Origin of the sequence: Agromyces sp. GXQ0307 (assembly GCF_044769845.1) — a bacterium.
Lineage (GTDB): Bacteria > Actinomycetota > Actinomycetes > Actinomycetales > Microbacteriaceae > Agromyces.
In genome coordinates, this window is record NZ_JBIZVY010000002.1 from 544,633 (window position 1) to 558,156 (window position 13,524).

At 69.4% G+C, this 13,524-nt stretch carries 13 protein-coding genes; 6 read left to right on the forward strand and 7 right to left on the reverse strand.

Annotation, left to right across the window (positions count from 1 at the left end; translation table 11 throughout):
• Positions 1-59: 59 nt before the first annotated feature.
• The 3 genes from ACIQH8_RS07835 to ACIQH8_RS07845 form a co-directional block, all read right to left on the reverse strand.
• Positions 60-1,157, reverse strand: a complete 1,098-nt coding sequence (locus tag ACIQH8_RS07835) for a LacI family DNA-binding transcriptional regulator (RefSeq protein ID WP_400996808.1) — start codon at positions 1,155-1,157, stop codon at positions 60-62.
• A gap of 35 nt (positions 1,158-1,192) precedes the next feature.
• On the reverse strand, positions 1,193-2,086 hold the full coding sequence (locus ACIQH8_RS07840; protein ID WP_400996810.1) for a PfkB family carbohydrate kinase: 894 nt from the start codon (positions 2,084-2,086) through the stop codon (positions 1,193-1,195).
• A 107-nt stretch (positions 2,087-2,193) separates the two neighbouring features.
• On the reverse strand, positions 2,194-3,210 hold the full coding sequence (locus ACIQH8_RS07845; RefSeq protein ID WP_400996812.1) for an SIS domain-containing protein: 1,017 nt from the start codon (positions 3,208-3,210) through the stop codon (positions 2,194-2,196).
• Between the two features lie 362 nt (positions 3,211-3,572).
• On the opposite strand from ACIQH8_RS07845, the gene ACIQH8_RS07850 reads away from it, so the two are divergent.
• From ACIQH8_RS07850 to ACIQH8_RS07875, 6 genes are all read left to right on the forward strand, one after another.
• Positions 3,573-4,892: an ABC transporter substrate-binding protein gene (locus tag ACIQH8_RS07850; RefSeq protein ID WP_400996814.1), complete on the forward strand. Its 1,320-nt coding sequence runs from the start codon at positions 3,573-3,575 to the stop codon at positions 4,890-4,892.
• A 115-nt stretch (positions 4,893-5,007) separates the two neighbouring features.
• Positions 5,008-5,838, forward strand: coding sequence for a carbohydrate ABC transporter permease (locus ACIQH8_RS07855; protein WP_400996816.1), 831 nt, complete (start codon positions 5,008-5,010; stop codon positions 5,836-5,838).
• A complete protein-coding gene (locus tag ACIQH8_RS07860) occupies positions 5,832-6,668 on the forward strand; it encodes a carbohydrate ABC transporter permease (protein WP_400996818.1) in 837 nt (278 codons plus the stop codon). The genes ACIQH8_RS07855 and ACIQH8_RS07860 overlap by 7 nt, the downstream gene beginning before the upstream one ends.
• Positions 6,665-7,516: a sugar phosphate isomerase/epimerase family protein gene (locus ACIQH8_RS07865; RefSeq protein WP_400996820.1), complete on the forward strand. Its 852-nt coding sequence runs from the start codon at positions 6,665-6,667 to the stop codon at positions 7,514-7,516. The genes ACIQH8_RS07860 and ACIQH8_RS07865 overlap by 4 nt, the downstream gene beginning before the upstream one ends.
• A 43-nt stretch (positions 7,517-7,559) precedes the next feature.
• Entirely contained in the window at positions 7,560-8,573 is a 1,014-nt protein-coding gene (locus ACIQH8_RS07870) for an SIS domain-containing protein (RefSeq protein ID WP_400996823.1), read from the forward strand.
• A 10-nt stretch (positions 8,574-8,583) separates the two neighbouring features.
• Positions 8,584-9,438 carry a PfkB family carbohydrate kinase gene (locus tag ACIQH8_RS07875; protein ID WP_400996826.1) on the forward strand — a complete coding sequence of 285 codons (855 nt, stop codon included), beginning with the start codon at positions 8,584-8,586 and terminating at the stop codon, positions 9,436-9,438.
• 222 nt (positions 9,439-9,660) lie between these two features.
• On the opposite strand, the gene ACIQH8_RS07880 is transcribed toward ACIQH8_RS07875, so the two are convergent.
• The 4 genes from ACIQH8_RS07880 to ACIQH8_RS07895 are packed head-to-tail and all read right to left on the reverse strand — an operon-like array spanning position 9,661 to position 13,491.
• Positions 9,661-10,842 (reverse strand): NAD(P)/FAD-dependent oxidoreductase, encoded by a 1,182-nt coding sequence (locus ACIQH8_RS07880; protein ID WP_400996828.1) that lies wholly within the window; start codon positions 10,840-10,842, stop codon positions 9,661-9,663.
• Positions 10,843-10,883: 41 nt separating this feature from the next.
• Positions 10,884-11,936: a Gfo/Idh/MocA family oxidoreductase gene (locus ACIQH8_RS07885; protein ID WP_400996830.1), complete on the reverse strand. Its 1,053-nt coding sequence runs from the start codon at positions 11,934-11,936 to the stop codon at positions 10,884-10,886.
• Positions 11,936-12,706, reverse strand: a complete 771-nt coding sequence (locus ACIQH8_RS07890; RefSeq protein WP_400996832.1) for an amino acid ABC transporter ATP-binding protein — start codon at positions 12,704-12,706, stop codon at positions 11,936-11,938. Before ACIQH8_RS07890 ends, ACIQH8_RS07885 begins: the two co-directional genes overlap by 1 nt.
• On the reverse strand, positions 12,703-13,491 hold the full coding sequence (locus tag ACIQH8_RS07895) for an amino acid ABC transporter permease (protein ID WP_400996834.1): 789 nt from the start codon (positions 13,489-13,491) through the stop codon (positions 12,703-12,705). Before ACIQH8_RS07895 ends, ACIQH8_RS07890 begins: the two co-directional genes overlap by 4 nt.
• Positions 13,492-13,524: the final 33 nt, after the last annotated feature.

Sequence of the window (13,524 nt, forward strand, 5' to 3'; positions counted from 1 at the left end):
GTCGGCGGTCGGCGGCGCGCCGGAGGGCCTGCCCCACGTCGAAAGGAGAGCGACCCGTCCTATCGGCTCTGCGGTGCGCTCACGGAGGCCCGAGCGATCAGCCGGGTCTCGAGCGTGTGACGCGAACGCGACGTGAGCTTCCCATCGATGAGTGCGAGGAGCGTCGATGCTGCAGTCTCGCCGAGCTCGGACATCGGCTGGGCGATCATCGTGAGTGGTGGATCCATGACCGCCGCCCACGAGCTGTCGTCGAAGCCGATCAGGGAGACATCATCGGGGTACGACATCCGGGCTGCGCGCAGCGCTCGCAGCGTACCGGTCATCGCGTCGGTCTCCGTGCAGAAGATCGCGGTCGCCCGCTCGGGAAGCGTCAGCATTCGGGCGACGTCCCGAGACGCATGATCCTCCGTCTTTGCGCCCACCATCACGAGTTCGGGATCGAATGGAATGCCGGCATCGTCGAGCGCGTCGAGGTAGCCACGCAGGCGCTCGGCGTCGGTCCACAGGTTCTTCGACGCCGCCGCGAGCAGCTCGCGCCGAGTACGCGGACGTTCCTCGGTCGTGGGCCCCCATACGAATCCGATGCGGGTGTGGCCCACCTGGATCAGGGACTCGACCGCCTCCCGAGCCGCTTCACGGTTGTCGATGACGACGGCATCGAGGTCGAGGTGCGACACCTCTCGGTCGATGAGCACCACGGGGATGCCGTGCTCGATCGCGGCCGACAGATGCGCGACGTCGGCCCGGTCGACCGCCGCCGAGGCGACGACGACGCCGTCCACCCGCTTGTCGATGAGCACGTTCATCGCCGCGATCTCCTCGGAAAGCGATTCGTGGGTACTCAACACGATGGTGTCGAATCCGCGTTCACGGGAGGCATCCGAGATGCCGCGCACGACACCGGCGAAGAACGGGTTGCCGATGTCGGCGACGATGACGCCGAGCGTGTGCGTGATACCGGTCGACATGCTGCGGGCCAGTGCGTTCGCCCGATACCCGATCCGGTCGGCCGCGGCGAGCACGCGCTCGCGCAGCTCGGGGCTGACGTACCCGTATCCACCGAGCGTGCGGGCGGCGGTCGCGCGACCGACGCCGGCGGCGGCCGCGACCTCGGAGATCGTGGGTGGGTTCGCGCTCCGTTCCCGCTCCGTCGTCATGCCGCCGTGTCGACCCTTCACCCGTTGCCCCCGACTCACCACATGCTACTGGCGACAGGATCGCCCGACGGGTGCGAGCGACCGAAGGCCCCCTCGACGAAGCACTGGTCGTAGGCGGATGCCGCACCGGCCTGCAGCGCGGCGGCCAGCGCCGCGCGCGACGGGCGGGGGCTCCCGCGCCGCCACCCGGCGCCGAGCAGCGCGACGACGAACCCGGCGAGGAACGCGTCGCCGCACCCCATGGTGTCGACGATCGCCGACGCGTCCCCGACCACGCGTGCGGGCGCCGACACGACGGCCTCCCCATCGGTGACCATCGCGCCGTCGGTGCCGCGTGTCGCGAGCGCGATCGCGGCGCCGCGGGCCACGGCCTGAGCCAGCAGGGCACATGTCTGCGCTTCGTCGAGGTGCGAGCACGACAGCAGTACGAGATCGGCATGCGGGCACACCCGATCGAGGTACTCGGGGGTCCGGAACTCGTCCTCGCTCGAGAGGTCGAACGAGACGAGGGCGTCCGTCGCGGAGAGCTTCGGCAGTTCGGGCTCGCTGCGGGAGTAGACGCTCGAATGCACGAGGTCGAAGCCGCCGGCATACGCGAGCAACGACTGATCGAGTTCGAGCGGCGAGCGGACGGTCACGCCACCGCCGTTCCACCCCAGGAACGTGCGTTCGCCCTGCTCGACGCGCAGAGTCGACACTCCACTCTCCCCTGCCCGCACCAGGCTTCGCGACAGATCCACGCCCTCGGCGGCGACCGCCTCGCGCACGCGCTCGCCGGCCCGGTCGTCGCCGAAGACGCCGAGGTACCCGGCTTCGGCGCCGAGCCGGTGGGCGAAGACCGCGACGTTGACGCAGTTGCCGCCCGGGTAGTCGAGCCCTCGGTCGAGGAAGCGGTCGACGATGTTGTCGCCGAAGCCGAGTATGCGCATTGGACGCCTCCAGGGGCTGGTCGTAGGGATCGTGCGTGGGATCGGGCGGACCGATGGTGGACGGATGCCCCGCGGCAGGCCGGCCACGGGGCATCCGTCGCCACTGGTCAGTAGTCGACGACGCGGTAGTAGCGGCGCAGGTCGAGCGAGTGGTTCCGCACGCGCTCGAGGTGCTTCGACACGCGACCCATCACGGTGTCGAGCACGAGGGGAGCGAGCAGTCCGCGGAACTCGGGGCTGATGCCTGCGAGTTCGTAGTCCTTCGTGTCGAACACGGTGACGTCCCCGGTGATGCGCTTCACGAAGTTCTCGACCCGGTCGGTCAGGGCGCGCGTCTCGTCCTCGCCCTGGAAGACGATGACGCTCGTGTCGTCCCCGAGCAGCTCGAGCGAGCCGTGGAAGAACTCGGCGCTGTGAACGCGCGTCGTGCGGAGCCACTGCATCTCCTCGAGGATGCACATCGAGTAGAGGTAGGTGAAGCCCCACAGGTTCCCGCCGCCGACGAGGAAGTGGTAGTCGGTCTCGGCGTGCGCCTCGGCGAAGGCGGACGCCACAGGCTCGGCCTGTTCGGCGACGCGCACGAGGATGTCGGGCAGCCCCGCGAGTTCGTCGGCGAATCGCTCGTACCCCTCGAACTCACCGCGGGACGAGAGGAGCTTCGTCATGAACAGGAGCATCTGCATGTCGAACGGCCAGGTCTTCGGCTCCGACACGAGGGGGATGTCGACTGCCTGTGCGATGGGTGACTCCGGATAGCCCGTGAAACCGATGGTCGTCACGCCGCGCGCCTTGCAGTACTCGATGGCGCGGAGGCTGTCGTCGGTGGTGCCCGACACCGAGGTGAAGATCGCGACCGAGTCGGAGCCGAGGGTCGCGTCGCCCGACTCGAGCAACTCGGCGGCGATCACCGCGCGAACCGGCAGGGTCGAATTGCGTCGAGCGAGGTGCTCATACGGCCACATGGCTGCGTAGGTTCCACCGGCCCCGACGAGGAACAGGTTCGCGAATCCCTGCGCCCGGAGACGGTCGACGACCTCCTCGATCTGCGGGCGCAGCGCCACGGCGCTGGTCGTCTGGTTGCGGAACGTCGCCTCGTCGAAGCCGAGGATCGTGGTCTCGAGCATGGTGGTCCTTTCCGACAGTGCTCGTGGTTTGCCGGCATCTGGTACCGGTATCAGGTCGGCATCATGCTGACACAGCAGCGCGGGGCCGTCAACAACGCCGGACGGCATCAGTTGCGCAAATCTCTGTATTTAATGTCTTTGATCAGGTTATTTACGAGATCGTTCCGCCGCACTGACACCATCAGCCGCGCATCGTGGCACGGGCAGGATCGGACAGATTCCAGAATAGATCTGGTACCGGTATCAGTTTCTGTGTAGAGTCATCCCCCACCAAGCAGTACGTGTCACATCGATCCAACGGCGGATCGCCGGAGCTGCACCTCCGGTCCGGTCCGGCATTCATCCCGAGTCGAAAGAAGACCATGCACGCACCGAGAATCACCGCACTCGCCGCGCTCGCCGCGGCATCCGCCCTCACACTGGCCGGGTGCGCCGGCGGCAGCGCCGCCCCGACCGCCGACATCACCGCCGAGCCCGAGTACTCCGGCACGCTGAGCATCCTCACCAAGTTCGGCGGCGAGCCGCTCGGCCCGTACTTCGAGGAACTCGCCGGCCAGTACGAGGAGCTGCACCCTGAGGTCACGGTCGAGCTCATCCAGGAGACCGACCAGAGCGTCAAGGACAAGACCAAGACGCTGACCGCCTCCGGGGCCCTTCCCGACATCTACTTCACCTGGACCGGCAACTGGGCGCAGAACTTCATCGACGGCGGCCTCGCTGCCGACCTGAGCCAGGTCATCGCGCCCGGCACCGAATGGGGCGACACGTTCGGCGAGGCCTCGCTCAGCGCGTTCGAGGTCGACGGGAAGTACTACGGCATCCCGCTCTACAACAACGGCAAGTTCATGGGCTACAACACCGCGATCTTCGACGAGGTCGGCATCGAGGTTCCCACCACGTTCGAGGAGCTCATCGACAGCTGCGCACCCATCCGCACCGCCGGCTACGAGCCGATCGCCTTCGGCAACAAGGACGGCTGGCCCGCACTCCACTACCTGCAACAGCTCTTCGCGTACAACGTGCCGAGCGACATCCTGCGGGCCGACTTCTCACCGGAGACGGCCGAACTCGATCACGCGGGCTACCTCGACTCGCTCGAGCAGTTCAAGACGCTCGTCGACGAGTGCACCGACACGGGCACGGGCACCAACGGCGTGCTGTACACCACGGCCCAGGAGGCGCTCGCCGGCGGACGCGCGGCCATGTACTACCAGGAGATCCTCGAGTTCGACACGGTGACCGCCGAGGGCAACGCGCTGACGCCGGAACAGTTCGGCATCTTCCCGCTTCCCGTCCCCGAGGGCGCGGAGGGCGAGCCCGGAGCGATCGAAGGTTCGCCCGAGGGCTACCTCATCAACGCCAGGTCGCCGCGCGCGGCCCTCGCCGTCGACTTCATGAAGTTCGCGACGACCCTCGAGAGCGCGACCACCCTCTCCTCGCCGCCGTACGGCCAGCCGAGCACGGTGGTGGGCGCGGTGACGCCCGAGACCTCGAGCGTCGCGGTGTTCGAGGGCATCACGAAGGTGAACGAGGCGTCCGAGCTCGTCATCTGGCTCGACACGGTCACGGTGCCCGAGGTCGCCGACGCCTGGCTCGCCGGCGGCGAGGCCCTGATCAGCGGCGGCTCGACGCCCGAAGAGATCCTCGAGAGCGTGCGGAATGCTTCTGACGCAGCCCGATAGGACCGAGACGCGGGCGACGGTGGCGCTGACCACCGTCGCCCCGCCCCCTCGCACACCGAGGCGCCGCGGCATCCGGCGCCTGCTAGGACTGGGGTGGATCCTTCCCGCCGTCGTCGTGCTTGCCGTCTTCGTCTACCTCCCGCTCGTGCAGAACCTCGGGTTCTCGACCCTCGAGTGGGACATCTACAGCGGCAGCCAGGAGTACATCGGTGCCGAGAACTACCAGCGGCTGGTCGCCGACCCGATCTTCTGGTCGTCACTCGTGAACAACGTGCTCTACGCCGTCGTCTCGCTCGTCTTCCAGGTCTTCGCGGCCATCGTGCTCGCATCGGTGATCGAGAGCATCCGCCACGACCGCTGGCGCCGCGGCCTGCGCGCGATCTACTTCGTGCCGTCCGCGATCTCGCTGACGGTCGCCGGCCTCCTGTTCTACTTCATCTACGAGCCGAACCTCGGCCTGCTGAACCACGCGCTCGACGCCGTGGGACTCGGGGCCTGGGCACAGCCGTGGCTCGGGCAGGAGTCGACCGCGATGATGGCGATCATCGTGATGAGCCAGTGGCAGGGCTTCGGCTATTCGACGCTGCTGTTCGCCGTGGCGATCCAGCGCATCCCGTCCGAGCTCTACGAGGCCGCGGCGATCGACGGTATCGGCCCGATCCGCAGGTTCTTCACCGTCACGCTCCCGCTCGTGCGCGAGATGACCGGCCTCATGATCATCGTCACGATCTCGGGCGCGTTCCAGGTGTTCAACGAGGTCATGGTCATGACCTCGGGCGGACCCAACAACTCGACCCAGGTGCTCGGAACCTGGCTCTACCGCAACGGCTTCGTGCGCAACGACTTCGGCTACGCCGCCGCGATCGCGACGGTCATCTTCGTCATCACGCTCGCGATCGCACTCGCGCAGCTCTGGATCAACCGTCGCAGAAGGGTGGAATGGTGACTCGACTCGCGTTCTCCGGCGTCATCGGCCGCGTGTTCATGTGGACGTTCCTGCTCTGCCTGGTCGTGGTGGTCGTCTACCCGCTCACGTGGATGGTGCTGAACGGCTTCAAGACCAACGCCGAGCTGTTCGGCAACCCGTTCGCCCTCCCGCTGCAATGGAGCTGGGACAACTACGCGGCGGCCTGGAACCGCGGCGTGAGCAACTACCTCACGACGAGCATCCTCGTCACGGTCACGTCGACGATCGCCACCGTCTTCATCAGCGCGTGGGCCGCCTACGGCCTCACGCGCGTCGAGATCCCGTGGTCGCGGACGTGGTCCACCGTCATCCTCGGCGGACTCATGCTCGCGCCGACCGTGGCGCTCGTGCCGCTCGTCAAGATGTTCCAGACGATGGGCCTCTACAACACGTTCTGGGCATTGCTCATCCTGTACACGGCGTTCCGGATCCCGTTCACCACGTTCCTCATCCGCGCCTACATGATCGACCTTCCACGCGAGGTCGACGAGGCGGCCGAGGTCGACGGCGCCAGCCGATGGACGTCGTTCTGGCGGATCATCCTGCCGATGTGCCGGCCGATCATCATCTCGGTGGTGATCCTGCACATCCTCTTCGCCTGGAACGAGTACCTCTTCGCGATGGTGTTCACGAGCGGGACCGACATGCAGACGCTGCCCATCGGGCTCACCAGCCTGATGAGCAAGCACGGCACCGACTACCCCGTGGTGTTCGCGGGCATGGTCATCGCCGCGCTGCCCGTCGTGGTGCTCTTCTTCACCTGCCAGCGGTACTTCGTGAAGGGCCTCGCCGACGGGATCGGGAAGTGAGCGCCATCCGGCTCGACCAGGTCACGGGGTCGAACTTCTCGTACCAGCACCTGCCGTTCGAGCGATTCCTCGACGACATGGTCGAGCTCGGCCGCGAACGCGTCGAGCTGTGGGGCATCGCGCCGCACCTCCACGTTCCGCACGTGAGCGCCGAGGAGGCCCGTGGCATCCGTCGCCGGCTCACCGAGCGCGGCCTCGCGGTGCAGTGCCTCACGCCCGAGCAGGTGATCTACCCCGTCAACGTCGCCTCGCCAGTGCCGTGGCTGCGGGAGTCGAGCATCGCGATGTTCCGTCGTGCGGCGGAGCTGTGCGTCGAACTCGGGTCGCCGATGCTCTTCCTGACGCCCGGCCGGGGCTTCGAAGACGAGCCGCCGGATGCCGCGTGGCGTCGCGCAGTCGATGCGATCGGCGAGATCGCTGCCTACGCCGGCACGCTCGGGCTCGACTGCGTGCTCGAGCCGCTGCAGCGAGTCGAGTCGAACCTCGTCAACGACGCGGCGACGCTCGCCGGCATGATCGACGAGATCGGCGCGCCGAATCTCGGGGCGGCGCTCGACACCGTCGCGATGGCCGTCGCAGGCGACACCGTGGACGGGTACTTCGATGCTCTCGGCGCACGCATCCGCCACGTCCATCTGATCGACGGCACGCCCGCCGGGCACCTCGCCTGGGGCGACGGTGACCTGCCGCTCGGCGCCTACCTCGAGGCGCTCGGCCGGCGCGGCTACGACGGATGTCTCACCTTCGAGCTGTTCGGCGATGGAGCGTACGCGTTCGATCCCCGTCCGGCGCTCGAGCGGTGCTTCGCTGCCGTCGAACGCGAGCTCGACGCCGCGACGGCCACCTGACAATCCCCTCCCCTCCGACCACCCCATCGAAAGGACCCCCACCATGCTCAACTTCGACGAGCAGCGCTTCCTCGACATCCAGGCCGGCGCCGTCGCCCTCGCCGACCGCATCGACGAATTCATCCGCGAACGCCTCAGCGCCGGTGCGACGAACCTGTTCCTCGTCGGATCCGGCGGGGCGGGCATCCTCATGCAACCGGCCGCGCGCCTGCTCCAGACGCGCTCGACCTTCCCGACGTTCCTCGAGATGCCGGCCGAGCTCGTCGAGGCCGGATCAGTGCACCTCGGCCAGGGGTCCATCGTCGTCATCCCGTCGCTGTCGGGCACCACGCTCGAGAGCATCCGCGTGCTCGAGTATGCGAAGGAGCGCGGCGCGACGGTGCTCACCCTGACCGGCCACGCCGGCACCCCGCTCGCCGAACGCGCCGACGTGAACCTCACGACCTTCGCCGCCGACGACACGTCGAGCGAGACGTTCTCGGTCCAGTCGCTGCTCATCGCGCTGTCGATCCTCCGGGCACGCGGGGAGTTCGACGCCTACGACGAGGTGCTCACCCAGCTCGAGACGCTGCCCGACGCCCTGCTGGGCGTGAAGCGTGGCTTCGAGGAGCGCGCGACCGAGCTCGCGCGGATCATCGCGGCATCCGATTACCACATCATCACCGGCGCGGGCGCGAGCTGGCCCGAGGCGTTCTACTACGGCATGTGCATCCTCGAGGAGATGCAGTGGATCCGCACCCGGCCGGTCCACGCGTCGGACTTCTTCCACGGCACGCTCGAACTGCTCGAGCCGGGTGTGAGCGTCATCGCACTCAAGGGCGAGGACGCCGGACGCGCGCTCGTCGAGCGCGTCGAGGCGTTCGTCCCGCGCATCACCGACACGCTCGAGGTCATCGACACCGCGGACTTCGAGCTGCTCGGCTTCACGTCCGAGATGCGGGCACTGCTCGCACCCGCGCTGCTCGCGACGGCTCTCGAACGGGTGAGCGCCCACTTGGAGGTGCTGCGCGGTCATCCCCTGACGACCCGGCGCTACTACCGGCAACTCCAGTACTGAGCGTGGCGGGATGAACCCCGCACGTCGCGTACCGGGTCGCCCGGTCGTGGCTGCCGTCGGCGACAACACGATCGATCGATACGTCGGCGACGAGGCCGTCAGGTTCGCCGGAGGAAATGCATTCAACGTCGCCGCGCACCTCGCTCATCGCGGGCGGCCTGCCGCGTACTTCGGTGCGGTCGGCGACGACGCGAACGCTCGAACCATCACGCGCGGTCTGCACCGTGCGGGAGTGGATCCGGTCGGACTGGTCACGCTCGCCGGGAGGACCGCCGTGACGACGATCCGAGTCCACGCCGGCGAGCGGGCCTTCGAACGCGAGGAGTTCGGCGTCACAGCCGAGTACTTCCCGACCAGGTCGCAGCTCGACCGGCTGGCCGAGGCGAGTTGGGTGCATATCGGCATGCTGCCGCGCGCCGACGAACTCCGTGCGGAGCTGAGATGGCGTCGCACCTCCCGCGGGGACGGTCCCGTCGTGAGCCAGGATTGTGCAGTCGCATCGGGGTTCCGCGACCTGGATGTCGCAGTCGGCTCGGTCGGCGAGGACGGCGATGCGCGGGGATGGGCTCGGCACGCCCTTGACGGAGGCGCGCAGACCGTGATCGTCACACGCGGCGCGGCCGGTTCCGTGGCCACCGATGGTCGGGACTGGGTCGCGCAGCCCGCGCTCGCGACCGACGTCGTCGACACGACCGGCGCCGGCGACGCGTTCGTCGCGGGATTCCTCGACGCGCGACTCGATGGGCTCGATTGCGCGCTCGCGCTCGAGCGAGGGTCCCGCTGGGCCGCTGCGGCCTGTCGTCATCGAGGCGGATGGCCCGGTGCCGCCGGCTCGAGCCGACTGACCGATCCGTCCTCCGGATGACGTCCCGCTGGGCACGTGCATCCAGCGGCGACGACCCCATGACACCGTTCTCAGGACCCGCGGCCCGATTCCGACCCTTTCTCAGGAAGACACGCCGCGAGTCCCGCCGACACGCCGAAATCCTCCTGAGAAAGGCAAGGGCAATGGCACGGCCCGGCGCGCGGCGCGCGAACGCACGAAGCGGGCCCGCCCCGGAGGAGCGGGCCCGTGACGGGCAGGGGGCTACGCCGGCGCGACCGGCGCCCAGGCGCCGGTCGGGATCGCCGCCGCGCCGGACGCGACCGCATCGGCCAAGCGGTCGAGCCGGAACGACGCGAGCACGGGCGACGGCGCACCCGTGAGGATCTCCTCGGCGAGCAGCTCGCCGAGGGCGAGCCCGAGCGTCGCACCGGAGTGGGTGAAGAGCGTCGAGAGGCCCGCGATCGAGGGCACCGGTCCCACGACCGGCTCGCCGTCGCCGGGGATCGGCTTGAGTCCGGCGCCGACGCGCTGCGCGGTCAGCTTCGGGTTGCCCGCCAGCACTCGCGAGGCCTCGTCGAGCAGGCCCTGCACGGTCTCGTCGGGCACCGTGATCGAGCCGTCGTCACCGACGACGATCGACTTCTCGGCCCAGTCGGCGTCGAGCACGAGCCGTCCATCCGGCGTCGGCCGCACGGCGACGCGCGGGGTGTTGAGGACGGTCCGCACCTCGACGTCGACCGGGTCGGTGAAGAGCACGAACGCGGCGGGCGTGGCATCCGGGACCACGACGCCGAGCGAGGCGAGGTGCGCGGGGACGTCGCCGCCGGTCGCGAGCACCACGTGGTCGGCGGCCACGCGGCTGCCGTCGCCGAGGATCACGCCGGTCGCAACGCCGTCCTCGACGTCGACCCGCACGTCGCCGGCCTGCTCGAGCACCCGGGCGCCGTCCGCGACGGCTTCGGCGACGAGCGCGCCGATGAGGTCGGGGAGGTTCACCCAGCCCTCGCCGGCGTTGTAGATCGCGCCCTCGTCCGCGACCGCCGAAGCGTCGACATCCGGTGCGATCGCCGCGACCTCGTCGCGCGAGACCCACACGGCGTCGTATCCTGCAGCGCGCTCGTAGGCGAACGTCTGCCGGAAGCTCTCGCCCCCGCCCGCCCACTTGAGGGCCCCGTCGAAGCGCAGGTAGGCACGGCTCTCGGGGTGCCGTTCGGCCCACGTGCGGTAGCGGTCCAGCGCGATCAGGCGCAGGTAGTGGTAGTCGCGCGAGCGGTCGCCCGACGAGTTCAGCCACGCGATCGACCGGCCGGACGCGCCGTCGGCGAACGCGCCGGACGTGACGAGCGTCACCTCCGCGCCACCGCGTGCGAGGTGCGCCGCAGTCGACGCGCCGAGGATGCCGCCGCCGATGACGACGACGTGCTGCGATGCGATTTCGGACATGGTTCAGGTCTTCCTTCTGGTTCTGTGTTGCGTGGTGCGGGTCAGGCGGTGACGGATGCCGCGGCGTGCGCGCGCTCGATGAGCTCGAGCACCGCGACCGCATCGGCCGGGTCGACGGGGACGGCTGCGTCGTCGCGCAGGGCGACCGCGAGCTGCCGGTAGAACGCGCCGTAGTCGCCGCGATCGGTCGGCACGGGGCGGCTGTCGCCATCGGTGCCGAGCACGCCCCACCGGGATTCGGGCGTCTCGCCGAAACCGGCGTCGCCCGGCCGGGCGCCGGCGATGAGCGCGGGCTCCTGCCCGTCGAGGCCCCAGCTCGTGTACCCGGCCGTCGAGCCGAGCACGTGGAACCGCGGACCGGAACGCGGCGCGACGCCGTTCATCCAGAGGTGCGAGCGCACGCCCGACTCGTGCCGGAGCGCGACGAACACGTCGTCGTCGGCCGCGCCGCCCGGGCGTCGACGGTCGATCTCGGCGGACAGGTCCGCCACCGGTCCGAAGAGCTGCACGGCCTGGTCGATGAGGTGGGTGCCGAGGTCGTAGAGGATGCCGCCGCCGTCGGCGACCGTCGCCTCCGTCTTCCACGACGCCGGCGGCTCGGGCTTCCACCACTCGAACCGCGACTCGAAGCGGCGCACCTCGCCCAGCTCGCCGTCGGCGACCAGCCGGCGCACGGTGCGGAAGTCGCCGTCCCATCGCCGGTTCTGGAACACCGTGAGCGTGCGCCCGAGGCGTGCGGCGGTCGCGATGAGCCCGCGACCCTCGTCGGCCGTCACCGCGAACGGCTTGTCGACCACGACGTCCAGCCCGGCGTCGAGGGCGGCCTCGGCGAGCGCGGCGTGCGTGCCGCTCGGCGAGCCGATGACGGCGAGGTCGAGCCGGTCGGCGATCGCCCAGAGCTCATCGACCGTTGCCACTGTGGAGGCCGACGGATGCCGCGCCTCCGCCGCCGCACGACGGGACGGGTCGCGCGTGACGATGACGTCGAGCGAGTAGGCGGGGTCGGCGTCGAGGAACGGCGCGTGGAACACCCGGCCCGACACCCCGAAGCCGATCACCGCGGTGCGGATCGGCGCGGACGCGGCATCCGTCATCACAGCACCTCGCTGAGGAATCGGCGCAGGCGCGGGCTCTCGGGGTCGTCGAAGAGCTGCTCGGGGGTGCCGTGCTCGACGACGCGTCCCTCGTCCATGAACACGACCTGGTCGGCGACCTTGCGTGCGAAGCCCATCTCGTGGGTCACGACGAGCATGGTCATGCCGCGCTGGGCGAGTTGCGCCATGAGGTTCAGCACGCCCTTGACGAGTTCGGGGTCGAGGGCGCTCGTGGCCTCGTCGAAGAGCATGACCTCGGGCTCCATCGCGAGCGCCCGGGCGATCGCGACGCGCTGCTGCTGACCTCCGGAGAGGTCGCGCGGCCGGTGGTCGGCGCGCTCGGCCAGGCCCACCTCGGCGAGGCGCTCGTGGGCGATCCGGTTCGCCTCGGCCTTCGACATGCCCTTGACGTTGCGCAGCGCGAGCGCGACGTTCTCGAGCGCCGTGTGGTCGGGGAAGAGGTTGAAGTGCTGGAAGACCAGCCCGATCCGGCGGCGCACGGCGTCCGGCTTCTGGTCGAGGATGCTGCGTCCCGCGAGCAGCACGTCGCCGCGGCTGGGCTCGTGCAGTCGGTTCACGCCCCGCAGGAGCGTCGACTTGCCGGAGCCGGACGGGCCGATGATGCAGGTCGTCGTGCCGGGCGCGACCTCGATGCTGACATCGCGGAGCACCTCGATCTCGCCGTAGGCCATGCTCACCCCGCGAAGTTCGAGGCTCGAGCCGGAGTAGAGGTGGCCGTCGGTGATCGGCAGCGGAGACGTGTACGTCATGAGTTCTCTCCGTAGGTCAGGGCCGGGCTGGGGGTCTGCTCCTCGACCTCGTCGAGGCCACTCTTCGGCGGGGTCGCCTTGCGGCGGCCGGTGCGGAACCGGTCGTCGAAGTAGTTCACGAGGTGCGTGAGCGGGACCGTGATGACGAGGTAGAACACGCCGGCGAGCACGAGCGGGGACAGGTTGCCGGTGAGGACCGCGGCATCCTGCCCGACGCGGAACAGCTCGCGCTCGGAGACGAGCAGGCCGAGGAAGTAGACCAGGCTCGAGTCCTTCACGATCGCGATGAACTGGTTCACGAGGGCGGGCAGCACGCGGCGCACGCCCTGCGGCACGACCACGAGGCGCATGGCGCTGCCGTAGCTCATGCCGAGCGCGCGGCACGCCTCGAGCTGGCCACGGTCGACGCTCTGGATGCCGGCGCGGAAGATCTCGCCGATGTACGCGCTCGCGATCAGGCTGAGGGCGAGGATGCCGAGCGGATACGGCGACGGGCCGAAGACCTGCTGGCTGAGGCGGGCGAAGCCCTGGCCGATCAGCAGGATGGTCAGGATCGCGGGCAGGCCGCGGAAGATGTCGGTGTAGACGCGCGCCGGGATGCGCAGCCAGCGCGACCGCGAGATGCCCATGATCGCGACGACCATGCCGAGCACGACGCCGATCACGGTCGCGGCGATCGAGATGACGAGGGTGTTCACGAGGCCCGTGCCGAGCATCTGGGGGAACACCTGCCACATCGCCTCGAAGTCGAGGAAGGTCGCGACGATTGTGTCGAGCCAGTCCATGAGGTCCTCCTGGGGTGGGTGGGGTGGTCCGGT